Below are 22828 nucleotides of genomic sequence, written 5' to 3'. Positions count from 1 at the left end.
GAAATTGCAACTGGCTTGACAGTTGAGAATCGTTCGCAGATAAACGGCAACAGAACCAGGCCCACGGGAACAAGAATCGGACCATGAAGCGCAGAACATTCCTGACCACGGCCCTTGCCGGGCTGGCCGCCCCCGCCATCCTTTCCGCCCCGGCGCTGGCGCAGGGCGGCAAGTTCAAGGTGGCGACCACCTTCACCATCATCGCCGACATGGCGCGCAACGTGGCCGGGGACCGGGCCGAGGTGGTCTCGATCACCAAGCCGGGGGCCGAGATCCACAATTACGAACCCACCCCCAGCGACCTGATCGGCGCCCGCGACGCCAGCCTGGTCCTGCGCAACGGGATGAACCTGGAACTGTGGTTCGAACAGTTCCTGCGCAACCTGGGCGACCTGCCCTCGGCCACGCTGACCGAGGGGATCGAGCCGATGCCGATCTCGGGCGGGCATTACGACGGCAAGCCCAACCCGCATGCCTGGATGGCGCTGGACACGGCGCTGGTCTATGTCGACAACATCGCCGCCGCCCTGTCCCAGGTCGACCCCGAGGGCGAGGGCAGCTATCGCGCCAATGCCGGCCGCTACAAGGGCGAGATCGCCCGCACCATCGGCCCGCTGCGCGACGCCGCCCGCGCCCTGCCCGAGGAGCGGCGCTGGCTGGTGACGTCGGAGGGGGCGTTTTCCTATCTGGCGCGGGATTTCGGCCTGCGCGAGCTGTTCCTGTGGCCGATCAACGCCGATGCGCAGGGCACGCCCCAGCAGGTGCGCCGCGTGGTCGATGCGATCAGGCAGCACAAGATCCCGGTGGTGTTTTCGGAAAGCACCGTCTCGGACCGCCCGGCCAGGCAGATCGCGGCCGAGACCGGGGCCCGCTATGGCGGCGTGCTTTACGTCGACAGCCTGTCCGAGGCCGGCGGGCCGGTGCCGACCTACCTGGACCTGCTGCGCGTGACCTCGGAAACCATCGTCGAGGCGCTGAGCGATGCGTGACGCCCTGGGCATCGAGGTATCCGGCCTGACCGTGGCCTATCGTAACGGCTTCACCGCCCTGCGCGACGCGAACTTCACCGTGCCGCAGGGCTCGGTCACGGCGCTGGTGGGGGTGAACGGCTCGGGCAAGTCCACGCTGTTCAAGGCGCTGATGGGCTTTGTTCCGGCCGCCGCCGGCAAGGTGCGGGTGCTGGGCCTGACCGTGCCGCAGGCGCTGCGCCGCAACCTGATCGCCTATGTGCCCCAGGCCGAGGAGGTGGACTGGTCCTTTCCGGTGCTGGTCGAGGACGTGGTGATGATGGGCCGCTACGGCCATATGGGCTTTCTGCGCCGGGCGCGGCCCGAGGATCGCCGCGCCGTGGACGAGGCGCTGGCGCGGGTGAACATGCAGGACTTCCGCCACCGCCAGATCGGCGAGCTTTCGGGCGGCCAGAAGAAGCGCGTCTTCCTGGCCCGCGCCCTGGCGCAGGGCGCCTGGGTGATCCTGCTCGACGAGCCCTTTACCGGCGTGGACGTCAAGACCGAATCCGCCATCATCGCGCTGTTGCAGGAAATGCGGGACGAGGGGCGGGTCATGCTGGTCTCGACCCACGACCTCGGCTCGGTGCCGGAATATTGCGACCGGGTGGTGCTGATGAAGAACACGGTGCTGGCCCATGGCCCCACGGCCGAGGTCTTCACCCCCGACAACCTGCGGCTGGCCTTCGGCGGCGTGCTGCGCCATTTCGTGCTGGGGCCGCGGCACCTGCACGACGACGACGACCCGCGCGGCCTGACCGTGCTGTCGGACGACGAGCGCCCGCTGGTGTTTTACGACGACAAGCAGCGCAGCGCCCGCGAAGAGGCGGCGCCGAAATGATCCGCACGCTGCTGGTGCCCTTCGAATACAGCTACATGACCGACGCGATCTGGGTCTCGGCCCTGGTCGGCGGGGTCTGCGCCTTCCTGTCGGCCTATCTGATGCTCAAGGGCTGGTCGCTGATCGGCGACGCGCTGTCCCATTCCATCGTGCCGGGCGTCGCCGGGGCCTACATGCTGGGCCTGCCCTTCGCGCTGGGGGCGTTCCTGTCGGGTGGGCTCGCGGCGCTGACCATGCTGTTTCTGAACAAGCGCACGGGCCTGCGCGAGGATGCGATCATCGGCCTGATCTTCACCGGCTTCTTCGGGCTGGGGCTGTTCATGGTCTCGCTCAACCCGATGGCGGTTTCCGTGCAGACCATCACCATGGGCAACATCCTGGCGATCACGCCCGGCGACACGCTGCAGCTGGCGCTGATCGGCGGCATCTCGGCGCTGGTGCTGGCGGCGAAATGGCGCGACCTGATGGTGGTGTTCTTCGACGAGAGCCACGCCCGCACCATCGGGCTGAACCCGCAGGCGCTGAAGGTGCTGTTCTTCACCCTGCTCTCGGCCTCGACCGTGGCGGCGATGCAGACCGTCGGCGCCTTCCTGGTCGTGGCGCTGGTGGTGACGCCCGGCGCCACCGCCTATCTGCTGACCGACCGCTTTCCGCGGCTGATCCTGCTGTCGGTGGCGATCGGCGCGCTCACCTCGGCCATTGGCGCCTATGTCTCGTTCTTCCTCGACGGCGCGACCGGGGGGGTGATCGTCTGCCTGCAGACGCTGATCTTCCTGGCCGCCTTCCTGCTGGCGCCGAAGCACGGGCTTCTGGCCGCCCGCCGCCGCGCCCGCGACGCGCTGAAGGAGGCCGCGTGATGGACTGGCTGCTGATGCCCTTTTCCTTCCCCTTCATGCGCGATGCGGCGCTGATCGGGCTGATGATCGCGCTGCCGGCGGGGCTTTTGTCCTGCTTTCTGGTGCTCAAGGGCTGGTCGCTGATGGGCGATGCGGTCAGCCATGCCGTGCTGCCCGGCGTGGTGCTGGCCTATGTCGCGGGCCTGCCGCTGATCCTTGGCGCCTTCCTGGCGGGCCTGGGCTGCGCGGCCCTGACCGGCTGGATCCAGGACAACAGCCGCGTCAAGGCCGACACCGTGCTGGGCGTGGTCATGTCGGGCATGTTCGGGCTGGGGGTGGTGCTTTACACCGCGATCCAGACCGACCTGCACCTGGACCATATCCTGTTTGGCAACATGCTGGGCGTCGGCCCCGAGGATCTGCGCCTTGCCGGCGGCATCTCGGCCATGGTCGGGCTGGTGCTGGTGCTGAAATGGCGCGATTTCGCGCTCCTGGCCTTCGACCCGGTGCAGGCGCGGGTGTCGGGGCTGGCGTTCAACCTGCTGAACTACGGGCTGCTCGCCATGATCTCGGCCACGGTGGTCGCCATGCTCAGCTCGGTCGGCATCATCCTGGCCGTGGCGCTGCTGATCGCGCCGGGGGCGGTGGCCTTCCTGCTGACGCGCCGGCTGTCCGCCATGCTGGCCACCTCGGTCGGCGTCGCGGCATTCGGGGCGGCCAGCGGGGTCTGGGCCAGCTTCTGGCTGAACAGCGCCCCGGCACCGACCATCGTGCTGGTGTTGACGGCGCTGTTCGTGCTGGCCTTCCTGTGGCGCAGCGTGGCCACGCGGCGGGCGCAGGGCGTGACGGGCTAGACCGTCCGCCCGCCATCGACCTCGAGGATGACGCCGGTGATGAAATCGGCCTCGTCCGAGGCCAGGTAAAGCGCCGCATTGGCGATGTCGCGCGGCTTCGACAGCCGGCCCAGCGGGATGGTCGAAAGGAAGCGGGCGCGGTTCTCGGGCGTGTCCTCGCAGCCCATGAAGCGCTCCAGCATCCCGGTCTCGCCCATGACCGGGGCGATGGCGTTCACGCGGATGCCCTCGGGCGCGAGTTCCGCCGCCAGGCTGCGGGTCAGGGTGTTCACCGCGCCCTTGGAGGAATTATACCAGCTCAGCCCCGGCCGCGGCCGGATGCCGGCGGTCGAGCTGACGTTGATCATCACCCCCTGCCCGCGCGTCCGCCAATGCGGCAGCACCGCATGGGTCATGTGAAAGATCGACAGCACGTTGATGTCGTAGATCTTGCGGAACGCCGCCTCGTCGGTGTCCAGAAGCGGGCCGTTCGGCGTGGTCCAGCCGGCGTTGTTGACCACGATATCGAGGGCGCCGAAGGCTTCGCGCGCCTTGTCCACCGCCGCGCGGACCTGGTCGCCCCGGCTCACGTCGCAGGCCAGCGCAAGCCCGTCGATCCCTTCGGCCACCACCGCCGCGCCTTCGCCGTCGATGTCCAGCACCGCCACCCGCGCGCCCTCGCGCGCGAAGGTTTCGGCGATGCCGCGCCCGAAGCCCGAGGCGCCGCCCGTCACCAATGCCGTCTTGCCTTGCAGCCGCATGATCTTTCCCTCCCTTTATGCGAAACGATGAACCACGGTCTTCAGCCGCGAGAATTCGTAAAGCGCGGCGAAGCCCTTTTCGCGCCCGTGGCCGGATCTGCGCAGCCCGCCGAAGGGCAGCTCGATCCCGCCCCCGGCGCCATAGGCATTGATGAAGACCTGCCCGCAGCGCATGGCGCGGGCCATGCGCGCCTGGCGGTCGCCGTCGCGGGTCCAGATGCCGGCGACCAGCCCGTATTCGGTGCCGTTGGCGATGGCCACGGCCTCGGCCTCGGTGTCGAAGGGGATGGCGGCCAGCACCGGGCCGAAGATTTCCTCCTGCGCGAGCGGGCTTGCCGGATCGACCGGGCCGAAGAGCGCCGGCGCGACGTAGAAGCCCGCCGCCGGCGCGGCCCCGGCAATGGCGCCGCGGGCGATCAGCGGCGCCGCGGCCCCGGCGATGTAGCCTTCGACCCGCGCCTTCTGCCGGGCCGAGATCAGCGGGCCCAGCAGCGCGCCTTCTGCCGGGCCCGCCTCGACCGAGCGGAAGCGTTCGGCCAGCATGGCGGTCAGCCGGTCCCAGATGCCGCGCTGGATCAGCACGCGCGATCCGGCCGAGCAGGTCTGGCCGCCGTTCTGCACGATGGCACCCACGATCACCGGCGCGGCCGCCTCGAGGTCGGCGTCGTCGAAGACGATCTGCGGCGACTTGCCGCCCAGTTCCAGCGTGCAGGGAATGTGATTGCGCGCCGCAGCGATCCCGATGGCCTGGCCGACCTGGGGCGAGCCGGTGAAGCTGATGAAATCGACGCCGGGATGTTCGGACAGCGCCCGCCCGGCGACCTCGCCGCGCCCGGTGACGATATTGATCGCGCCGGGTGGAAAGCCGGTCTCGGCCGCAAGCGCGCCCAGGCGCAGGATGGTCAGGCAGGCATCCTCGGCCGGCTTGGTCACGGTGGCATTGCCCATGGCCAGCGCCGCGCCGACCGAGCGGCCGAAGATCTGCACCGGATAGTTCCAGGGGATGATATGGCCGGTGACGCCATGCGGCTCGCGCAGGCTGATGGCGTCATGGCCGTTCAGGAAGGGGATCACCTCGCCATGCAGCTTGTCGGCCGCGCCGCCGTAATATTCGAAATAGCGCGCCAGCGCCGCCATGTCGGCGCGGGACTGGGCGATGGGCTTGCCGTTGTCGCGGGTTTCCAGCTGCGCCAGCACCTCTGCCTCGGCCTCGATGCGCAGGGCAAGGCGCAGCATCAGCCGGCCGCGTTCGGCCGCGGTCAGGCGGCCCCAGTCGCCCTCGAAGGCGGTGCGGGCGGCGCGGATCGCGGCATCCACGTCCTCGGGGCCGGAATCGGCGATGGCGGCGAAGGGCCGGCCATCGAGGGGCGAGATCATCGGCATCTCGCGCCCCGAGGCGGCCGGGCGCCAGGCGCCGCCGATCAGGTTGCGCGGCGGCGGCAGGATCGGGTCGTGGAGCATGTCACCTCCGTCCGGCGGGATTCGCCTGGCCGCAGCGTGACGGCGCCGGGCGCGGGACGCAAGGCTGGCAAATCCGGCGGGGCCGGTTAATCTGCCCGCGATGCAGCAGCCGAGGCCAGCCATGAGCAAGCAACCCAGCGCCCATCCCGACGATCCGCATTACGTCAGCCGCCTGGGCTGGCTGCGCGCCTCGGTGCTGGGGGCGAACGACGGCATCGTCTCGACCGGCGCGCTGATCACCGGGGTCGCCGCGGCCGATCCGGGACGCGAGGCGATCCTGATCGCCGGGCTTGCCGGGCTGGTCGCGGGGGCGATGTCCATGGCCATGGGCGAATATGTCTCGGTCAGTTCGCAATCGGATACCGAGCGCGCCGACATCGCCCGCGAACGCACGGCCCTGCGCGAGATGCCCGAGGCGGAGCTGCACGAGCTGGCCGCCATCTACGAAACGCGCGGCATGAGCCCCGGCACCGCCCTGCAGGCCGCGCGCGAAGTGACCGAGCATGATGCGCTGGCCGCCCATGTCCGCGACGAGCTGGGGCTCAGCGAGGCGTCGAACGCGAACCCGCTGCAAGCGGCGGTGGCCTCGGCCGCGACCTTCAGCACCGCGGCGTCGGTGCCGCTCTTGGCGGCGGTGTTCGCGCCCGGCGGCCAGGTCGTCGCCAGCGTGCTGGTCGCGGTGCTGGTCGCACTGGGGACGCTGGGCGCGCTGGGGGCCTGGGCCGGCGGCGCCCCGCCCGGCCGGGCGGTGCTGCGGGTGACGGCGGGCGGAACCCTGGCGCTGGCGGCCACCGCCGGCATCGGCAAGATCTTCGGCGTGGCGGTCTAGGCTTCGCGGACATAGCCGGCGCTGGCGGCGATCAGCGCGCGGGCGTAATCGCCCTGCGCCGCGCCCGCGCGCAGGCTGGCGGCGTCCATGTCCTCGACGATCCGGCCCGCGCGCATCACCGCCAGCCGGTCGCACATATGCGCCACCACCGCCAGGTCGTGGCTGACCAGGACATAGCTCAGCCGCCGCTCGGCCCGGATGTCGGTAAGCAGGTTCAGGATCTCGGCCTGCACGCTGACATCGAGCGCCGAGGTCGGCTCGTCGAGCAAGAGGAGCCTGGGCTCGGCCGCGAGCGCGCGGGCGATGGCGACGCGCTGGCGCTGGCCGCCCGACAGCTGGTGCGGATAGCGGAAGCGGAAGCCCTGCCCCAGCCCGACCTGGTCCAGAAGCCGGGCGATGCGGGCGTCGATCCGGTCCATGCCCTGCAGGCGCAGGGTTTCCGACAGCACCCGGTCCACGGAATGGCGCGGATGCAGGCTGGCATAGGGATCCTGGAACACCATCTGCACGGTCTTGTGGAAGCCGCGCGAGCGGCGGCGGCCGGCGACGGCTTCGCCCGCGACCTCGATGCGGCCCGACCAGCTGTCGACAAGCCCGGCGATGGCGCGCAGGATCGTGGACTTGCCCGAGCCGCTTTCGCCGACAAGGCCGAAGCTTTCGCCCGGCCGGACGGCGAAGCTGGCGGATTTCACCGCATCGACGCGCTCGGGCGGATGGCCGAACCAGACATCCAGATCCTCGACCGTCAGCATGGGTTGCACCGGGGCGGATGGGTATTTGGGGAACAAAGAAGCCGCATCATGCCGCGCCCTCGGGCGGGGCGTCGCGCCAGCCCGCCTGCCTTTGCAGGACCGCGAGCCGTTCCACCGGGCGGTCGAGGCGCGGCAGGCTGTTCAGCAGGCCCTGGGTATAGGGGTGGCGGGCGGCGTGCAGATCGCGCGCGGGCAGTTCCTCGACCACGCGGCCGGCATACATGATCAGGACGCGGTCGCAGAATTGCGCCACCAGGTTCAGGTCGTGGCTGATGAAGATCAGCCCCATGCCGCGTTCGCGCACCAGCCGGTCCAGGATGCGCAGCACCTCGTTCCTGACCGAGACGTCCAGCGCCGAGGTGGGTTCGTCCGCGATCAGGATCTCGGGGTCGGGGGCCAGCATCATCGCGATCATGATGCGCTGGCCCATGCCGCCCGAAACCTCGTGCGGATAGGCGTGAAACACCCGTTCGGGGTCGCGGATCTGCACGGCGGCGAGCATTTCCAGCGCCTTGTCGCGGGCCTGGGCGTGGCTGACGCCCGTGTGCAGCCGGTAGCCCTCGACGATCTGGCGGCCGACGGTCATCACCGGGTTCAGGCTGAACTTGGGATCCTGCATCACCATGCTGATGCGCGCGCCGCGCAGGCGGCGCATCCGCCGCTCGGGCAGGTTCAGGATCGATTCGCCGCCAAGCGCCATGCGGTCGGCGTCGACCCGCCCCGGCGGACGCACGAGGCCGAGGATGGCGCGGCCGGTCATGGTCTTGCCCGAGCCGCTTTCGCCGACCACGCCCAGCCGCTCGCGGCCAAGCTCGAAGCTGACGCCGCGCACCGCCTCGAACAGGCCCGAGCGGGTCGGGAAGGCGACGCGCAGGTTCCGGACCGAAAGCAGCGGCGTCATTCCCGGCCTCCCCTGGGATCCAGCACGTCGCGCAGCCCGTCGCCGAGCAGGTTGAAGGCCAGGGACACCACGAAGATCGCCAGGCCGGGCATGGCCGCGACCCACCAGAAATCCAGGATATAGCTGCGCCCGTCCGAGATCATCGCCCCCCATTCCGGCATCGGAGGCTGCGCGCCGAGGCCCAGGAAGCCCAGCCCCGCTGCCGAGAGGATGATCCCCGCCATGTCGAGCGCCACCCGCACGATCAGCGAGCTGACGCAGAGCGGCCAGACATGGCCGATCAGCAGCCGCAAGGGCCCCGCGCCCTGCAGCCGGGCGGCGGCGATATAGTCGGCGCGGCGGATGGTCAGCGTCTCGGCCCGCGCGAGCCGCGCATAGGGCGGCCATGAGGTGATGGCCAGCGCCAGCACCGCATTGCCGATGCCGGGGCCGAGGGCGGCGACGAAGGCCAGGGCCAGGATCAGCTTGGGGAAGGCCAGGAAGATGTCGGTGACGCGCATCAGCACCTGGTCGACCCAGCCGCCGGCGAAGCCCGCCACCGTGCCGACGAAAAGCCCGATCACCGGCGCGATCAGCGCCACGGTGCCGACGATGAACAGCGTGACCCGCGAGCCGAAGATCAGCCGCGACAGGATGTCCCGCCCCAGCGCATCCGTGCCCAGCCAATGCTGCGCGGAGGGCGGCTGCAACCGCTGGGCCAGGTTCTGCGCATAGGGGTTTTGCGGCGCGATCCAGGGCGCGAAACCCGCGACCAGCACCAGCAGGACCAGGATCGCGAGCCCGACCATCGCCAGCCGGTTGGCGCGAAAGGTCAGCCAGCCCTGGTAGAGCGCCCCGAGCCGGGCCTGCCGCCTTGTCTGCGGCGCGTCCGAAAGCAGCCATGCGCGGGTGGTCCGGGTCATGTCGCCCTCGGGTCCAGCAGGCGGTAGAGGATGTCGGAAAGCAGGTTCAGCGCCACGAAGCAGGTGCCGACCACCACGGTCCCGCCCAGCACCGCGTTCATGTCGCCGGCCAGCAGCGCCTTGGTGATATACTGGCCGATGCCGGGCCAAGAGAACACGATCTCGGTCAGCACCGAGCCTTCCAGCAGCGAGCCGAAGCTCAGCGCGATCACCGTGACCAGCGGCACCAGGATGTTGCGGAAGGCATGGCCCCAGATCACCCGGCGCTCGGACAGGCCCTTGACGCGGGCGGTGACGACATATTCCGCCGAAAGCTGCTCCAGCATGAAGCTGCGGGTCATGCGGCTGATATAGGCAAGGCTGAAATAGCCCAGAAGGCCGGCCGGCAGCACGATATGGCTGAAGGCGTCGCGGAAGGCGGCCCAGTCGCCGGCGACCAGGCTGTCGACCAGGATCAGCCCGGTGACGGTGGGCACCATGCCGTCGTAGACGATGCCCTGCCGTCCCGGCCCGCCGACCCAGCCGAGGATGCCGTAGAACAGCAGAAGGCCCATCAGCCCCAGCCAGAAGATCGGCATGGAATAGCCGACCAGCGCCACCACGCGGGCGACCTGGTCGATCCAGCCGCCCCGGCGCGCGGCGGCGACCACGCCCAGCGGCACGCCGACCAGCACGCCGATCAGCGTGCCCAGCGTCGCCAGCTCCAGCGTGGCCGGGAACACCCGCCGCAAGTCCTGCGCCACCGCATGGCCGGTCGAGATCGAGCGGCCGAAATCGCCGCGCAGCACCTCGGCCATGTAGCGCAGGAACTGCTGCCAGATCGGCTTGTCCAGCCCCATGGCCTGGTAGGCCGCGTCATATTGCGCCTGGGTCGCGCGCTCGCCCACCACCTTCAGCACCGGGTCGATCGGCATGATGCGGCCGATGACGAAGGTGACGAGCAAAAGGCCCAGCAGCGTCAGCACCAGCGACAGGGCCACGCCGGCGAAGCGACGGCCCAGCCGCATGGCGCGCCCCGACGGCGCGCCGGCGGCGGGGGGCGGCCCGTCCCGCCCCGGCTGGTCCAGCATGTCGGGCTGGACCACGCCCTATTCCTTCGTCACCTGGCGATAGAGGACCGAGCTGACCGAGCCGCCCGAGGTCCAGTTCTGGACGTTCTGCTGCATCGCCACCTGCTCGATCTTCTGGAACATCGGGATGATCGGCGCGATCTCGCGATACTGGCTCTGGATGTCCAGATACATCTGCACCCGCTTGTCGGTGTCGCCCTCCAGCGTGGCGGCCTCGACGGCGCGGTTCATCTCGTCGGGCACCGCCCAGCTGTTGCGCCATGCCAGCTGCGACAGGCCGGCATCGTCGGCATTGTTCGGGTTATGGGCGAAGGTCGAGGCATTGGTATGCGGATCGGCGTAATCCGGCCCCCATTCGCCGATGAAGATCGGCACCTGGCGCGCGCGATAGGCGTCCAGCACCTGCGCCCCGGTCATCTGCTGGATCTCCAGCGTCAGCCCGACCTGCGCCATGGCGGCCTGCAGGGTCTGGGCGGCGTCGACATATTCGCGGATGTCGCGCACGATGGTCCTGACCGTGCCCGAGGTGATGCCGGCATCGGTCAGGATCTGGCGGGCCTTCTCGATGTCATGGGTCCAGGGGTTCTCGTCCGAGGCGCCCAGGTAGCCCTCGGGCAGGAAGTTCTGATGCACCTTCCACTGGCCCTTGAGGAAGCTCGATTCCATGCCCGCATAGTCGATCAGGTATTTCATCGCCTCGACCATCTCGGGGCGGGACAGCAGGGGATCCTTCTGGCTCAGCCCCATGTAGAGGATGCGGCCGCGCAGCTCGTCCATCACCTTCAGCCTGTCGTTGCCGGCGATGCCCTCGACATCGGTCGGCGTCAGGTTGCGGGCCACGTCCACGTCGCCCTGCTCCAGCAGCAGCCGTTGCGCGCTGCTTTCCTGGACATGGCGCACGATCACCCGCGCCAATGCCGGGGCGCCCTGCCAGTAATCGGGATTGGCGGTCAGCTGCACCGCCTCGTTCGGCCGCCATGTGGCCAGGGTGAAGGGCCCCGAGCCCGCATCGTTGGTGGACAGCCAGGCATTGCCGAAATCCTCGCCCTCGGCATGGGCCATCACGGTTTCCTTGTCCACGACCGAGCCGACCTCCGAGGCCAGGCAGTTCAGCACGTAGCTTTGCGCATAGGGCTGGTCGAGTTGCAGCACCAGCCTGTTGCCGTCGAAGGTCACGCGCTCGTCCACGTTCTCGGCGGTGAAGCCGAACTGGTTCAGGATGAAGGCGGGCGACTTGTTCAGCTTGACGGCGCGTTGCAGCGACCATGCGGCATCCTCGGCCCGGACCGGGTTGCCGGAATGGAACTTCACCCCCTCGCGCATGGTCAGCGTGATGGTCTTGCCGTCCTCGCTGACCTCCCAGCTTTCGGCCAGGCTGGGCTTGATGCCCGCCGCCAGGTCCAGCGGGTCGATATCGACCAGCCTGTCGTAAAGGTTCCTGACCACGTCCTGGCCCGAGAACTCGAAGCTCTGGCCGGGATCCAGGCTGATGATGTCGTCGATCTGATGGGCGATCACCAGCGTGTCGGCGGGGGTCTCGGCCCAGGCGGCACCGGCCGGCGCCAAGGCCACGGCCGAGGCCAGCATGAGCGCGCGAAGCGGGAAACGGTTCTGCATGACGGATCATCCCTGTTGTCGCGCCCCGTCGCTTGCGGGGCTGGAATGGTAGCAGCTTGGCGCGAAGCCGGCCCTGCCGCAAGCCCCGCGTGAAACCCGGCCTGCCGGGGGGCGAAGGGCGGCCGATGCACCGACCCGCCCGGCCAGAAAATCGCGGCGCAGGCTTGCGCCGGGGCGCCGCCCCGTCCTATCTCGGGCGGAAGGAGAGACCATGGAAAAACGCACCCTTCCCGAGCGACCCGGCTGGCGCGACGAGGCCGAGAAGCTGGGCTTCAGCTTCGCCGACATGGGCGGCGAGCCCTATTGGGACGAAACCAGCGCCTATCGCTTCACCCTGCGCCAGGTCGAGGAGGACATCGAGGCCCCCGCGACGGAACTGCACGCGCTCTGCCGCGAGGCGGTGGACCGCGCCGTCCGCGACGAATCCTGGCTGACCCGGCTCGACATCCCGCGCGAGCATTGGGATCTGGTCGCCGCCAGCTGGGCGCGGGGCGAGCCCGAGCTTTACGGCCGCATGGACCTGGCCTATGACGGCCATGGCCCGGCGAAGCTGCTGGAATACAATGCCGACACCCCGACATCGCTCTACGAATCCGCCAGCTTCCAATGGCTCTGGTTCGAACAGCAGCGGGCGGCGGGGGTGCTGGATGCCGATGCCGACCAGTTCAACAGCATCCACGAGGCGATCGTGGCGCGCTGGACGCAGATCTGCACCGACGGCGAAGAGGTGCATTTCACCGCCGATCCCGACAACCCCGAGGATTACGCCACCGTCGAGACCCTGGCCTGGGCCGCGCGCGAGGCGGGCCTGGGCGCGCATTTCACCGCGCTTTCCCAGATCGGCCTGACCGAGGAGGGGCAATTCGCCGACGACCAGTCCCGCGTCATCGGCACGCTCTTCAAGCTCTACCCCTGGGAGGACATGCTGCGCGACGACTTCGCCCGGCACCTGCAAGGCTCGGGCACCCGCTTCATCGAACCGCCCTGGAAGGCGGTGCTGTCGAACAAGGGAATCCTGCCGCTTCTGTGGCAGATGTTCCCCGGCCACCCGAACCTGCTGCCCGCCTTCTTCCTGGCCGACGTCGAGGAGGCGATGGCGGGCGGCAGCCCCGCCCCCGAACTGGCCCCGGCCTTCGAGGCCGCGCGCGAAACCCTGGCCCAGGGCCATGTGACCAAGCCGATCTTCTCGCGCGAGGGCGCGGGCGTGGTGATCCGCGAGGCGGGCCGCGAGGTGGCGCGCACCGGCGACGACAGCTATTCGCATCACCCGATGATCGTGCAGGGCCTGGCCCGGCTGCCGGATTTCGGCGGCTTCCACCCGGTGCTGGGCGCCTGGATCGTGGGCGAGACCTGCTGCGGGCTCGGCCTGCGCGAGGACCGCTCGCCCATCACCCACAACCTGTCGCGCTTCAAGCCGCATTTCATCGAGGGCTGACCATGACCGACCGCCTCCCCCGCAAACGCTCGCGCCATGTCGCGCTGGTGCTGGCCGGAACCGCGACCCTGGCGCTGGCCGCCTGCGAGGACGACCGCATGGACGCGCAAAGCTTTCCCGACCTGGAAAGCTGCATCGCCGCCAGCAAGCAGGAAACCCTGTGGTTCACCGAGGAGGACTGCCGCCAGAACTTCGCCGCCGCCCAGCAGGAATTCCTGGAAACCGCGCCGCGCTACGAATCCAAGGAGCTGTGCGAACAGGAACATGGCGTGGGCAATTGCGGCGGCGACCCGGCCCAGGAACAGCAGGCGCAGGGCTCGGGCGGCGGGTTTTCCTTCATGCCGCTGCTGGTGGGCTACATGATGGGCTCGATGCTGTCGCGCGGCGGCGGCATCTTCTCGCAGCCGATGGTGAATACGGCCGACGGGCGCTATTCCACGCCCAAGGGCGACCAGAGCTTCGCCAGCAACCGCGGCGCGGGCAAGGTGCCGGCCGCGGCCTTTCAGCGTGCGCCCTCGACCATCGGCAAGCCGCCGATGAGCGCGGCCCAGGTCAGCCAGCGCGGCGGCTTCGGCGCCTCGGCCACCGCCCGCTCGGGCGGGCGCAGCAGTTTCGGCGGCTGAAGCCTTTCTCCGTTGCCGAAATACCCTCGGGGGTGAATTGCGGCCTTGGGCCGCAAGAGGGGGCGGACAGCCCCCTGTCCTGCCCCGGCCCACCCCGCCCGCGGCAAGTTAACGCTAACACGAACCCTTGCGCAGCGGCGCGGAAAAGCGCAACCTGCCGCGAGATTTCCGCAAGAGCGAGGCCCGCCATGACCCCCGAACAGCAATCCCGGAACACCCGCGCGCTTTGCGAACTCGCCCCGGTGATCCCTGTCCTGGTCGTCGGCGATGCGACCCGCGCCGAGGGGCTGGCGACGGCGCTGGTCGCCGGCGGCCTGCCGGTGCTCGAGGTGACGCTGCGCACCCCCGCCGCGCTCGATGTGATCCGCGCGATGGCCAAGGTGCCCGGCGGCCATGTCGGCGCCGGCACCGTGCTGACCCCGGACGATGCGAAGCGGGCCAGGGACGCCGGCGCCAGCTTCGCCGTCTCGCCCGGCCTGACCGAGCGGCTGGCGCGGGCCTGCGAGGAGATCGGCCTGCCGCTCCTGCCCGGCGCCGTCACCGCATCCGAGGTGATGCGGGCGATGGAACTGGGCTATTCCATGCTGAAGTTCTTCCCGGCCGAGGCGGCGGGCGGGGCGAAATCGCTGAAATCCCTGGCCGGTCCGCTGCCGCAGGTCAGCTTCTGCCCGACCGGCGGCGTGACCTTGCAGAACGCCCCCGACTACCTGGCCCTGCCGAACGTGGTCTGCGTCGGCGGCAGCTGGATCGCGCCCGACGCCGATGTCGCCGCCAGCGACTGGGCGGCGATCGAGACCCGCGCCCGCGACGCGCGCACGCTGCGCTAGACCCGCCATGGCGATGACCCTGGCCGAGGCTGACCCGATGCGCCGCGCCTGGCGCAATGTCATCGTGCTGTTGCTGGCGCAGGCGCTGCTCGGGGCGCAGATGTCGATGATCTTCATCGTCGGCGGGCTGGCCGGCCAGATGCTGAGCCCGAACCCCTGCATCGCCACCCTGCCGCTGTCGATGATGATCCTGGGCTCGGCGCTGTCGGCCCGGCCGCTTTCGGGCTTCATGCGCCGGCACGGGCGGCGGGCGGGGTTCCTTCTGTCCTGCGGCTCGGCGGCGCTTGGCGCGGCCATCGCCGCCTATGCCCTGGCCAGCGGCAATTTCTGGCTGTTCACCGCCAGCGCGCTCTTTACCGGGGTCTACATGGCGGCGCAGGGCTTCTTCCGCTTCGCCGCCACCGATTGCGCCCCGCCCGAGTTCCAGTCGCGCGCCATCTCCTGGGTGCTGGCGGGCGGACTGGCCGCCGCCTTCACCGGCCCGCTGCTGGTGCGCTGGACGGCGGAAGTGACCGCCATCCCCTTCCTGGCCACCTATGCCGCGATCATCGGGCTGAACCTGCTGGGCCCGGTGCTTTTCGCCTTTCTCGACATTCCGCGCCCGCCCGCCCCTGCCCAGGGTCATTCCCAGGGCCGGCCGCTGGGCGAGCTTCTGCGCGTGCCGCAGATCGCCGTGGCGATGATCTGCGGCATGGTCTCCTATGCGCTGATGAACCTGGTGATGACCTCGGCGCCGCTGGCGGTGGTGGGCTGCGGCTTTGCCACCGCGGATGCGGCCAACATCGTCTCGGGCCATGTGCTGGCGATGTTCGCGCCCTCGTTCTTCACCGGCCACCTGATCGCCCGCTTCGGCGCCACCCGCATCGTCATGGTCGGCCTGGCGATCCTGGCGGGCGCCGGGGCGGTGGCGCTGTCGGGGGTGGACCTGGCGCATTTCTACATCGCCATGATCCTGCTCGGGCTGGGCTGGAACTTCGGCTATATCGGCGCCACCGCCATGCTGACCCGCGCCTATCGCCCCGAGGAGCGCGAGCGGGTGCAGGGCCTGAACGACGCCATCGTCTTCGGCGGGGTGTTCCTGGCCTCGCTGTCCTCGGGCGGGCTGATGAACTGCATGGGCGGCTCGGCCCAGGCGGGGTGGAGCGCGGTCAACCTGGCCATGCTGCCCTTCCTGGTGCTGGCGGGCGGTGCGCTCTTGTGGCTGATGCTGCGCCCGCGCGAAGTGGCACGCTAGGGCGGCCTGACCCGCCCGCCCCACCTGCGGCGGGCGGCACCCGACCCTAGGCCTTGCGCAGCGCGATCACCGCGTTCAGCCCGCCGAAGGCGAAGGCGTTGGACAGCACCGCCTCGACCCTGGCCTCGCGCGCCTCGTTCGGCACCACGTCCAGCGCGCATTCCGGGTCCGGCTCCTCATAGCCGATGGTGGGCGCGATGACGCCGTCGCGCAGCGCCATGATGCAGGCCAGCAGTTCGACCGCGCCGGTGCCGCCGATCAGGTGGCCGTGCATGGACTTGGTGGACGAGATCATCAGCCGGTCGGCGTGATGGCCGAAGGCATGGGCCACCGCAGCGCATTCCGTCTTGTCGTTCGCCGCCGTGCCGGTGCCATGGGCGTTGATATAGCCGACCTCCTCGGGACGCATATGCGCGTCCAGCATGGCGCCGGTGATGGTGCGCTCGGCGCCGATGGCCGAGGGCATGACGATGTCCTGCGCATCGGCCGACATGGAAAAGCCCACCACCTCGGCCAGGATGTCGGCCCCGCGGGCAATCGCGTGTTCCCAATCCTCGAAGACAAAGACGCCGGCCCCCTCGCCCTGCACCATGCCGTTGCGGGTGGCAGAAAAGGGCCGGCAGGCGTCCTTGGACATGACGCGCAACCCTTCCCAGGCCTTGACGCCGCCGAAGCACAGCATCGCCTCGGACCCGCCGGTCAGCATGACGGTCGCGGCGCCCGAGCGCACCATGTTGAAGGCCAGGCCCATGGCGTGGTTGGAACTGGCGCAGGCGGTGGCCACGGTGAAGCTGGGGCCCAGCAGCCCGTATTCCATGCTCAGATGCGAACAGGCCGCATTGTTCATCAGCCGGGGCACCACGAAGGGATGGACGCGGTTCTTCCCCTCTTCATAGACGGTGCGGTAATTCTCGTCCCAGGTGTTCATGCCGCCGGCGGCGGTGCCCAGCACCACGCCCGAGCGCAGGCCCAGCTCGCCCTCGAAGACCAGCCCGGATTGCGCCACCGCCTCGCGCGCGGCCAGCAGGGTGAACTGGGTGAACTTGTCGTAGAGGACGATCTGCTGGCGGTTGAAATAGGTCTCGGCCTCCCAGTCGCGCACCTGGCCGCCGATGCGGATCGCCAGCCGCTCGACGTCGCGGAACTCCAGCGGGCCGATGCCGCAGCGCCCCTCGCGCATGGCCTCCAGCGTCGAGGGCACGTCGCGGCCAAGCGCGTTGACCGTGCCCATGCCGGTGATGGCGACGCGGCGCATGCCGTTGGCGTGCCGGCCCATGATGACGCGGCCCAGCATGGTGCGGGCGATCTTGGTCGCGTTCTTGACCTTGCCCTTGACCTTGCCGGGCTTGCGTTCGGATTTGGGCGTTTTCTCGCCCTTGGTCCTCTTGGCGTTCATGCCTTTTCAGCGACCAGCTTTTCCACGGCGGCGACGATGGCGCCGAGGGTCGAGATGTCGAAGTCGGATTTCTCGGGCTCGTTGGCGTTGAAGGGCACCGAAATGTCGAAGGCTTCCTCGATGGCAAAGATGGATTCGACCAGGCCCAGGCTGTCGATGCCGATGTCTTGCGGCGACATCTCGAGCTTCAGTTCGGACGGGTCCAGCATCGCCTGTTCTGCGACGATCTGGATGATGCGATCGCGGATTTCTGTCATCTCGGCCTCCGTTCTGTCCCGGTCAGGGGCGATTACATGCGGGAATGCTATTCCACGCCGCCCTTGTCGAGCAGTTTCTTAACAGTTTCGCGAAGCTCGGCCACTTGCGCGTAAAGCCGTGGCAGCCGGCGGATGTTCTTCTGCGCCTCGACATGGGCCTCCATCTTGACCGCCGGGCTGCCCAGCAGCACCCGGCCGGCGGGGGCGTTGGTGAAGATCTTGGTCGCGCCGCCGGCGATCACGTCGTCGCCGACGAAGATATTGTCCGAGACCCCGACCTGCCCGCCCAGCACCACGCGGTTGCCGATCCGGGCCGAGCCGGCGATGCCGACCAGGCCGCAAAGCAGGCAATCCTCGCCCACCAGGCAATTATGGCCGACCTGCACCAGGTTGTCGATCTTGGTGCCGCGGCCGATGCGGGTGGCGCGGATGGTGCCGCGGTCCACGGTGGAATTGGCGCCGATCTCGACATCGTCGCCGATCTCGACCCCGCCCAGCGAATGGATGCGGGTCCAGTGCTGCTGGCGGATCTCGGCCCGCTCGCCCAGGGATTGCCGGATCTCCTCGACCCCCGATTTCTCGGGGGTGACGAAGGAAAACCCGTCCGCACCCAGCGAGACGCCGGGGTTCAGGATCACCCGGTCGCCGATGGTCACGCCATGGGCGATGCGCACGCCGGGATGGATCAGCGCATCGCGGCCGATCACCGTATCCGCGCCGATCGAGACATGCGAGGCGATGCGCGCCCCCGCCCCGATCCGCACCCGCGGCCCGATCACCACGAAGGGGCCGATGGCGGCATCCTCGGGCAGTTCGGCCGTCGGGTCGATCACCGCGCTGGGATGGATGCCGGGGGCGATGCCGGGGCCGGGATCGAAGGCGCGGGTCAGCCCGGCCATGGCCAGCCGCGGCCGGCCGACCAGGATGGCGGCGCGCAGCCCCAGCGCCTCGGGGTCGGCCCCCTCGGCCAGCAGCGCCATGCCGCCCGGCGCCAGCTTCTCGGCATAGGCGGGCGAGGTGGCGAGCGCGATCTGGTCCTCGCGCGCCTGGCCGGCCTCGGCCGCACCGTTGACGAGCAGGCTGCCGTCGCCCCAGAGGCGGGCATCGAGTGCGCGGGCCAGTTCAGCGATGGTCAATGTCATGCGACTCCCCTTTGCTTGGGGTTCATCTATTCATCCGGGCCGGCGGAATCCAGCCCGGCCTTGGCCAGGGCGGCATGGACCAGCGCGTCGCGGCCATAGATGTCGGGAAAGCGGCGGATCTGGCCGGTCTCGTCGGGGAAGGCGGTGAAATAGACCAGATGCACCGGCACCGGCGGGCGCAGGTTCAAATAGGTCTCGCGCCCGGATTTCAGCGCCTTGGCGAACACCGCCTCGGGGCTTTCGACCTGGCCCTTCAGCAGCTCATGCGCCAGGTCGACGGGGCGGCCGACGCGGATGCAGCCATGCGAATAGGCGCGGCTCGACTGGTTGAACAGGTGCTTGGTCGGGGTGTCGTGCAGATAGATGTTCCAGGGGTTGGGGAACATGAACTTGACCTGCCCCAGCGCATTGTCGTCGCTGGGTTTCTGCCGCATGCGATAGGGAAAGGTCTTGGCGCTGTATTTGCGAAAGTCGATGCGGTCGCGCGGGATGACGTTGCCGGCCCCGTCCACCACGTCCAGATGGGAAACCGCGTGGCGGTTGGCCTGCAGCCGCGGCAGGTATTCCTTGACGGTGATCGAGCGCGGCACGTTCCAGCGCGGGTTGACCACCATGTATTTCATCGTCTCGCTGAACTCGGGCGTCTCGAATTCCTGGTTGGCCTTGCCGATGACGACGCGGGTCTCGAAGACCTCGCGGCCGTTCTCGTAGATGCGGGCGTTGAACTCGGGCAGGTTCACCCAGACGTGGCGGGCGTTCAGGTCGTGGCCGGCCATCCAGCGCATCCGCTCCAGCGCGACCAGGATCGCCTCGGCCTCGGGGCCGGTGCCGCGGTTGAGCCGCGCGACCGTGCGCGGCCCGGCCACCCCGTCGGCCGGCAGCCCCGCCGCCTGCTGATAGGCGGCGACCGCCTGCGCCAGCGCGCCGTCATAGGTCAGCGGGCTGCCCATGGGCGCCGCGGCAAAGCCGACCGAGGCCAGCCGCACGCGCAAGGCCGCGACGGCGGCGTCGCTGGTCCCCTCGCGCCACAGCCCCTCGGGCACCGGCGGCGCATCGGCGGGCGCCACCAGCTGCGACTGCCGGGCAAGCGCCTGGCGCAGCGCCTCGTAGCGCGGATCCTGCGGCGGCAGGGCGGCCAGCATCGCCGCCGGATCGTCGGCGGCGGCAAAGGCGCGCAGCAGGTCGCCGGTGCGCGGGCGTTGCACCTCGCGCTTGATCCCCGGCTCGACCTTGCGCGGATCGAGGATCCCGCCCGACACGTCCCGGCTCCAGTCGGCAAAGGCGCGGGCAAAGCGGATCTCGTCCTCGACCGTATCGGCGCCGGCGCCGTCCAGCCTGCGCAGCGCGGCCTGGCGATAGCGCGCGGGCGGCAGGCCGTGCGAGGCCGCCTGCCCCAGCGCCTCGATCAGCGCGGCCCGGCGCAGGGCGCCCTCGGCACCGGCGAAGATCGGCTTCAGCCCGTTCGTGCCATAGAAATCCGCAAGGCCCGGATGGTCGGCGACCTGCTCGGCCAGCCGCATTTCCCTTTCGGAAAAGCTCAGCCGCGGCGCCGGAAGCGCGGCCACGGGCGCGGCATCCAGCGCCTGGGCCGCGGCAGCCCCCGGCATGGCCAGAACGGCCGCAACAACCATCACGCGAATCAGCCCGAAAGAGCGCACCTGACATTCCCTTCAACACCTGCGGCAAATCTTCGCATCCGGGCGGATTCCGGTCCAGCGAGGCGGGTTTTTTGTTGCATCACTGATGCAGCGTGAACACGGCCGCGCAGAAACATTGGATTTGGTTCCGAATCGCGCGGATTTCGGCGGATTCTCGCCGAGAATGGCAGAACTTCGCCGCCCCTGGAACGAAAAGCTTCCCACCGCTCGCGCGCTGGTGACATAGTCTTAACCGGTTCCGGCTAAACCGGACCGCGCCGTTTCAACGGACGGCAAGAACAACGAAAGCAGGACAGGCGATCTGACATGACGTTCGAAACTCTCTCGCGTCGGGGCATCCTTGGCGTCTTCGCGGCGACCACGGTGGCAGCAGCGCCGGTTATGGCCAATGCCTTCGGTCTGCTGCGGGGTGCCGGCGACATCCGCCGCATTCGCATGTATTCGGGGCGCACGGGCGAAAGCATCGACACGGTTTACTGGGTCGAAGGCAAGTATATCCGGGATGCCTTGAATGAAATCAACATCTTCATGCGCGACTGGCGGACGGGCCAGGCCATCGGAATCGATCCGCGCACGGTTGACATCGCCGCAGCCTCGCACAGGCTGCTGCAAACCAACGAACCCTACATGATGCTGTCGGGCTATCGCTCGCCCAAGACCAATGCGATGCTGCGCTCGCAATCCTCGGGCGTGGCGCGCAACTCGCTGCACATGGTGGGCAAGGCTGCGGACCTGCGCCTCAAGTCGCGCTCGGTCTCGCAGATGTACAAGGCCGCGGCCGCCTGCAATGCGGGCGGGGTCGGCAAATATTCGCGCTCGAACTTCGTCCATATGGACTGCGGCCCGATCCGCCACTGGGGCGCCTGACTCGCGACCGATCAACTTCCGGTGATCACGCAAAGACCCGCCCGCTTGGGCGGGTTTTCGTTTGCCTGCTAGCGCAGCCGCGGCGGGGCCGAGGGGTCGCGCCGCACCGGTTCGGGCGCCGGCGGCGGGGGCGGCGGCTCCAGGATCAGCGCGCCGGCGGGCAGGTCCGGCTCGGCAAAGCCGATGTCCACGCCGCCGGGCAGTTCGGGCAGGAAGGCCAGCAGCTCCGCCAGGGCCTTGGCCACCGCGGCCTGGTGCGCCGGCTCGACGCCCGACAGGATCAGCGCATGGCCCTGACGCCCGTCGCGCCATTCGGCGGCGACCAGGGCCAGGCGGCCGACCAGCCCGGCCATGTCGCCCAGCCGCTGCGCCAGGGGCTCGGCCAAGAGCGCCACCGCCTGGGGCGAGGGCGCACCCAGGTGCCGCGCGGCCTCGTCCGGCGCCATGCTGGGCCGCGCCTCGAGCGCCCGCACCAGCCAGGCCAGCACCCCGGCATCCAGCATCAGCTGCGAGCCATGGCCGGGATTGACCAGCAGGCCCCGCCCCTCCTCGGCCAGGGCGGCGGCAAGCACGCGGCCCGGCAGGGCAAGATAGGCGACGGGACCGCCGACGAAACCGGCCAGCCGCTCCTCGCGGTCGCAGGCCAGGGCAAAGCGGCCCTCGGGCAGGTCGAACAGCCGCAATTCGGCGCGGTCGTCGGCCGGCTCGGCCAGCAGCGCGACGAAAAGCTCGGTATCGGCCAGGCGCGACAGGATGCGCGACCGGGCGGGCGCATCGGCCTCGTGAAAGGGAACCTGGCAAAGCTCATCCAGCGGGGTCATCGGCTTCTCTCAACAGGGCGGCAACGGCGGCGCGCAATTCCGGCAGCAGCTCGGCCTGGAACCAGGGATTGCGCCGCAGCCAGCCGGTATTGCGCCAGGACGGATGAGGCAAGGGGAAGATGTGCGGCGCATGATCGCGCCAGCCGGCGACGGTCGCCGTCACCCCGCCGCGCGCCGCGGCCCCCAGGTGCCAGCGCTGCGCATGGCCGCCGACCAGCAGCGTCAGGTCGGGCCGCAGCTCGGCCATGACGCGCGCGCGCCAGGTCTGCGCACAGATCGGCGGCGGCGGCAGGTCGGCACCCTTGGCGTCATAGCCGGGAAAGCAGAAGGCCATCGGCACGATGGCGATGCGCGCGCGGTCATAGAACTCGGCCTCGGACACCCCCATCCAGTCGCGCAGCCGGTCGCCCGAACGGTCGGCAAAGGGCCGCCCGGCCAGATGCACGCGCATGCCCGGCGCCTGGCCGACGACCAGGATGCGCGCGCCGGGCCGGAACCAGGCGACGGGGCGCGGGCTGTGCCGGGTCGCCGTCGCGGCAAAGCGCGGCGCACAGAGACGGCAGTCGGAAATCTCGCGAAGAAGGCTGGGCATGCCTGGCAGATAGCCACCCCGCCCACGGCAGAAAAGGGCCGGCATTCACGATATATCAAGCATTGATCGCCATGGTGGACAGCGCGACCCGCCCGGCATATGGTCCGGCCTGCCACGGCCGGGGGTGTTTACGGTCGGCGGCGGGAACTGTGTATGTCGTAACCAT

Annotated in this window: 23 protein-coding genes; 10 read left to right on the top strand and 13 right to left on the bottom strand. The window is 69.6% G+C overall.

Annotated elements, in window-relative coordinates; all coding sequences use genetic code 11:
- Positions 1-83 precede the first annotated feature (83 nt).
- Genes KF941_RS14910 through KF941_RS14895 form a run of 4 tightly spaced genes read left to right on the top strand, consistent with a single transcriptional unit; the run spans position 84 to position 3538 of the window.
- Complete coding sequence (locus tag KF941_RS14910; protein ID WP_072462446.1) at positions 84-989, top strand: metal ABC transporter substrate-binding protein; 906 nt, start codon at positions 84-86, stop codon at positions 987-989.
- Complete coding sequence (locus KF941_RS14905) at positions 982-1848, top strand: manganese/iron ABC transporter ATP-binding protein (RefSeq protein WP_036759835.1); 867 nt, start codon at positions 982-984, stop codon at positions 1846-1848. Before KF941_RS14910 ends, KF941_RS14905 begins: the two co-directional genes overlap by 8 nt.
- Positions 1845-2705 carry a metal ABC transporter permease gene (locus KF941_RS14900; RefSeq protein ID WP_240540438.1) on the top strand — a complete coding sequence of 287 codons (861 nt, stop codon included), beginning with the start codon at positions 1845-1847 and terminating at the stop codon, positions 2703-2705. The genes KF941_RS14905 and KF941_RS14900 overlap by 4 nt, the downstream gene beginning before the upstream one ends.
- Positions 2705-3538, top strand: a complete 834-nt coding sequence (locus KF941_RS14895) for a metal ABC transporter permease (protein WP_072462448.1) — start codon at positions 2705-2707, stop codon at positions 3536-3538. The genes KF941_RS14900 and KF941_RS14895 overlap by 1 nt, the downstream gene beginning before the upstream one ends.
- Here the strand turns inward: KF941_RS14895 and KF941_RS14890 are convergent.
- Together KF941_RS14890 and KF941_RS14885 are read right to left on the bottom strand one after the other, a co-directional pair.
- Positions 3535-4278: an SDR family oxidoreductase gene (locus KF941_RS14890; RefSeq protein ID WP_214273805.1), complete on the bottom strand. Its 744-nt coding sequence runs from the start codon at positions 4276-4278 to the stop codon at positions 3535-3537. The genes KF941_RS14895 and KF941_RS14890 overlap by 4 nt on opposite strands.
- Before the next feature lie 15 nt (positions 4279-4293).
- Positions 4294-5739 (bottom strand): aldehyde dehydrogenase family protein, encoded by a 1446-nt coding sequence (locus KF941_RS14885; RefSeq protein WP_214273804.1) that lies wholly within the window; start codon positions 5737-5739, stop codon positions 4294-4296.
- A gap of 121 nt (positions 5740-5860) precedes the next feature.
- On the opposite strand from KF941_RS14885, the gene KF941_RS14880 reads away from it, so the two are divergent.
- Positions 5861-6568, top strand: a complete 708-nt coding sequence (locus tag KF941_RS14880; protein ID WP_072462450.1) for a VIT family protein — start codon at positions 5861-5863, stop codon at positions 6566-6568.
- Here KF941_RS14880 and KF941_RS14875 read toward each other — a convergent pair.
- From KF941_RS14875 to KF941_RS14855, 5 genes are all read right to left on the bottom strand, one after another.
- Positions 6565-7320, bottom strand: coding sequence for an ABC transporter ATP-binding protein (locus KF941_RS14875; protein ID WP_214273803.1), 756 nt, complete (start codon positions 7318-7320; stop codon positions 6565-6567). The two genes, KF941_RS14880 and KF941_RS14875, sit on opposite strands and share 4 nt — an antisense overlap.
- A 46-nt stretch (positions 7321-7366) precedes the next feature.
- A complete protein-coding gene (locus KF941_RS14870; protein WP_214273802.1) occupies positions 7367-8221 on the bottom strand; it encodes an ABC transporter ATP-binding protein in 855 nt (284 codons plus the stop codon).
- Complete coding sequence (gene nikC / locus KF941_RS14865) at positions 8218-9123, bottom strand: nickel transporter permease (protein ID WP_116220934.1); 906 nt, start codon at positions 9121-9123, stop codon at positions 8218-8220. Before nikC ends, KF941_RS14870 begins: the two co-directional genes overlap by 4 nt.
- A complete protein-coding gene (locus KF941_RS14860; RefSeq protein WP_072462472.1) occupies positions 9120-10130 on the bottom strand; it encodes an ABC transporter permease in 1011 nt (336 codons plus the stop codon). The genes nikC and KF941_RS14860 overlap by 4 nt, the downstream gene beginning before the upstream one ends.
- A gap of 81 nt (positions 10131-10211) precedes the next feature.
- Positions 10212-11810: an ABC transporter substrate-binding protein gene (locus tag KF941_RS14855; RefSeq protein ID WP_114535976.1), complete on the bottom strand. Its 1599-nt coding sequence runs from the start codon at positions 11808-11810 to the stop codon at positions 10212-10214.
- Positions 11811-12021: 211 nt separating this feature from the next.
- On the opposite strand from KF941_RS14855, the gene KF941_RS14850 reads away from it, so the two are divergent.
- From KF941_RS14850 to KF941_RS14835, 4 genes are all read left to right on the top strand, one after another.
- A complete protein-coding gene (locus KF941_RS14850) occupies positions 12022-13245 on the top strand; it encodes a glutathionylspermidine synthase family protein (RefSeq protein ID WP_116220933.1) in 1224 nt (407 codons plus the stop codon).
- 2 nt (positions 13246-13247) lie between these two features.
- Positions 13248-13868: a DUF1190 domain-containing protein gene (locus tag KF941_RS14845; RefSeq protein WP_116220932.1), complete on the top strand. Its 621-nt coding sequence runs from the start codon at positions 13248-13250 to the stop codon at positions 13866-13868.
- 188 nt (positions 13869-14056) lie between these two features.
- The gene (gene eda, locus KF941_RS14840) at positions 14057-14695 is read left to right on the top strand and encodes a bifunctional 4-hydroxy-2-oxoglutarate aldolase/2-dehydro-3-deoxy-phosphogluconate aldolase (protein WP_114535978.1); all 639 of its coding nucleotides are present in this window, start codon (positions 14057-14059) and stop codon (positions 14693-14695) included.
- Positions 14696-14708: 13 nt separating this feature from the next.
- The gene (locus KF941_RS14835) at positions 14709-15929 is read left to right on the top strand and encodes an MFS transporter (protein ID WP_036760638.1); all 1221 of its coding nucleotides are present in this window, start codon (positions 14709-14711) and stop codon (positions 15927-15929) included.
- A gap of 46 nt (positions 15930-15975) precedes the next feature.
- Here KF941_RS14835 and KF941_RS14830 read toward each other — a convergent pair whose 3' ends face one another.
- The 4 genes from KF941_RS14830 to KF941_RS14815 all read right to left on the bottom strand — a co-directional run bounded on the left by KF941_RS14830 (position 15976) and on the right by KF941_RS14815 (position 20355).
- On the bottom strand, positions 15976-17184 hold the full coding sequence (locus KF941_RS14830) for a beta-ketoacyl-[acyl-carrier-protein] synthase family protein (protein ID WP_036760643.1): 1209 nt from the start codon (positions 17182-17184) through the stop codon (positions 15976-15978).
- Positions 17185-17321: 137 nt separating this feature from the next.
- Positions 17322-17582, bottom strand: coding sequence for a phosphopantetheine-binding protein (locus KF941_RS14825; RefSeq protein WP_036760635.1), 261 nt, complete (start codon positions 17580-17582; stop codon positions 17322-17324).
- 47 nt (positions 17583-17629) lie between these two features.
- A complete protein-coding gene (locus KF941_RS14820) occupies positions 17630-18724 on the bottom strand; it encodes a UDP-3-O-(3-hydroxymyristoyl)glucosamine N-acyltransferase (protein ID WP_214273801.1) in 1095 nt (364 codons plus the stop codon).
- Positions 18725-18750: 26 nt separating this feature from the next.
- The gene (locus tag KF941_RS14815) at positions 18751-20355 is read right to left on the bottom strand and encodes a L,D-transpeptidase family protein (RefSeq protein WP_214273800.1); all 1605 of its coding nucleotides are present in this window, start codon (positions 20353-20355) and stop codon (positions 18751-18753) included.
- A 333-nt stretch (positions 20356-20688) separates the two neighbouring features.
- Between KF941_RS14815 and KF941_RS14810 the strand changes: the two genes are divergently transcribed.
- A complete protein-coding gene (locus KF941_RS14810; RefSeq protein WP_036760631.1) occupies positions 20689-21249 on the top strand; it encodes a DUF882 domain-containing protein in 561 nt (186 codons plus the stop codon).
- A gap of 68 nt (positions 21250-21317) precedes the next feature.
- On the opposite strand, the gene KF941_RS14805 is transcribed toward KF941_RS14810, so the two are convergent.
- Together KF941_RS14805 and KF941_RS14800 are read right to left on the bottom strand one after the other, a co-directional pair.
- The gene (locus KF941_RS14805) at positions 21318-22070 is read right to left on the bottom strand and encodes an SseB family protein (protein WP_214273799.1); all 753 of its coding nucleotides are present in this window, start codon (positions 22068-22070) and stop codon (positions 21318-21320) included.
- Positions 22054-22662: a uracil-DNA glycosylase family protein gene (locus KF941_RS14800; RefSeq protein ID WP_036760628.1), complete on the bottom strand. Its 609-nt coding sequence runs from the start codon at positions 22660-22662 to the stop codon at positions 22054-22056. Before KF941_RS14800 ends, KF941_RS14805 begins: the two co-directional genes overlap by 17 nt.
- Between the last annotated feature and the right edge of the window lie 166 nt (positions 22663-22828).

This window comes from Paracoccus sp. pheM1 (assembly GCF_018499825.1).
Lineage (GTDB): Bacteria > Pseudomonadota > Alphaproteobacteria > Rhodobacterales > Rhodobacteraceae > Paracoccus > Paracoccus versutus.
Note: the sequence above shows the minus strand (reverse complement) of the source record. Positions and strands in the feature narration are given on the sequence as shown.

What these genes read in the sequence shown, in the direction of transcription:
- KF941_RS14910 (WP_072462446.1), top strand. Translation starts at nt 84, where the DNA reads ATGAAGCGCAGAACATTCCTGACCACGGCCCTTGCCGGGCTGGCCGCC.
- KF941_RS14905 (WP_036759835.1), top strand. Translation starts at nt 982, where the DNA reads ATGCGTGACGCCCTGGGCATCGAGGTATCCGGCCTGACCGTGGCCTAT.
- KF941_RS14900 (WP_240540438.1), top strand. Translation starts at nt 1,845, where the DNA reads ATGATCCGCACGCTGCTGGTGCCCTTCGAATACAGCTACATGACCGAC.
- KF941_RS14895 (WP_072462448.1), top strand. Translation starts at nt 2,705, where the DNA reads ATGGACTGGCTGCTGATGCCCTTTTCCTTCCCCTTCATGCGCGATGCG.
- KF941_RS14890 (WP_214273805.1), bottom strand. Translation starts at nt 4,278, where the DNA reads ATGCGGCTGCAAGGCAAGACGGCATTGGTGACGGGCGGCGCCTCGGGC.
- KF941_RS14885 (WP_214273804.1), bottom strand. Translation starts at nt 5,739, where the DNA reads ATGCTCCACGACCCGATCCTGCCGCCGCCGCGCAACCTGATCGGCGGC.
- KF941_RS14880 (WP_072462450.1), top strand. Translation starts at nt 5,861, where the DNA reads ATGAGCAAGCAACCCAGCGCCCATCCCGACGATCCGCATTACGTCAGC.
- KF941_RS14875 (WP_214273803.1), bottom strand. Translation starts at nt 7,320, where the DNA reads ATGCTGACGGTCGAGGATCTGGATGTCTGGTTCGGCCATCCGCCCGAG.
- KF941_RS14870 (WP_214273802.1), bottom strand. Translation starts at nt 8,221, where the DNA reads ATGACGCCGCTGCTTTCGGTCCGGAACCTGCGCGTCGCCTTCCCGACC.
- nikC (WP_116220934.1), bottom strand. Translation starts at nt 9,123, where the DNA reads ATGACCCGGACCACCCGCGCATGGCTGCTTTCGGACGCGCCGCAGACA.
- KF941_RS14860 (WP_072462472.1), bottom strand. Translation starts at nt 10,130, where the DNA reads ATGCGGCTGGGCCGTCGCTTCGCCGGCGTGGCCCTGTCGCTGGTGCTG.
- KF941_RS14855 (WP_114535976.1), bottom strand. Translation starts at nt 11,810, where the DNA reads ATGCAGAACCGTTTCCCGCTTCGCGCGCTCATGCTGGCCTCGGCCGTG.
- KF941_RS14850 (WP_116220933.1), top strand. Translation starts at nt 12,022, where the DNA reads ATGGAAAAACGCACCCTTCCCGAGCGACCCGGCTGGCGCGACGAGGCC.
- KF941_RS14845 (WP_116220932.1), top strand. Translation starts at nt 13,248, where the DNA reads ATGACCGACCGCCTCCCCCGCAAACGCTCGCGCCATGTCGCGCTGGTG.
- eda (WP_114535978.1), top strand. Translation starts at nt 14,057, where the DNA reads ATGACCCCCGAACAGCAATCCCGGAACACCCGCGCGCTTTGCGAACTC.
- KF941_RS14835 (WP_036760638.1), top strand. Translation starts at nt 14,709, where the DNA reads ATGACCCTGGCCGAGGCTGACCCGATGCGCCGCGCCTGGCGCAATGTC.
- KF941_RS14830 (WP_036760643.1), bottom strand. Translation starts at nt 17,184, where the DNA reads ATGCGCCGCGTCGCCATCACCGGCATGGGCACGGTCAACGCGCTTGGC.
- KF941_RS14825 (WP_036760635.1), bottom strand. Translation starts at nt 17,582, where the DNA reads ATGACAGAAATCCGCGATCGCATCATCCAGATCGTCGCAGAACAGGCG.
- KF941_RS14820 (WP_214273801.1), bottom strand. Translation starts at nt 18,724, where the DNA reads ATGACATTGACCATCGCTGAACTGGCCCGCGCACTCGATGCCCGCCTC.
- KF941_RS14815 (WP_214273800.1), bottom strand. Translation starts at nt 20,355, where the DNA reads ATGGTTGTTGCGGCCGTTCTGGCCATGCCGGGGGCTGCCGCGGCCCAG.
- KF941_RS14810 (WP_036760631.1), top strand. Translation starts at nt 20,689, where the DNA reads ATGACGTTCGAAACTCTCTCGCGTCGGGGCATCCTTGGCGTCTTCGCG.
- KF941_RS14805 (WP_214273799.1), bottom strand. Translation starts at nt 22,070, where the DNA reads ATGACCCCGCTGGATGAGCTTTGCCAGGTTCCCTTTCACGAGGCCGAT.
- KF941_RS14800 (WP_036760628.1), bottom strand. Translation starts at nt 22,662, where the DNA reads ATGCCCAGCCTTCTTCGCGAGATTTCCGACTGCCGTCTCTGTGCGCCG.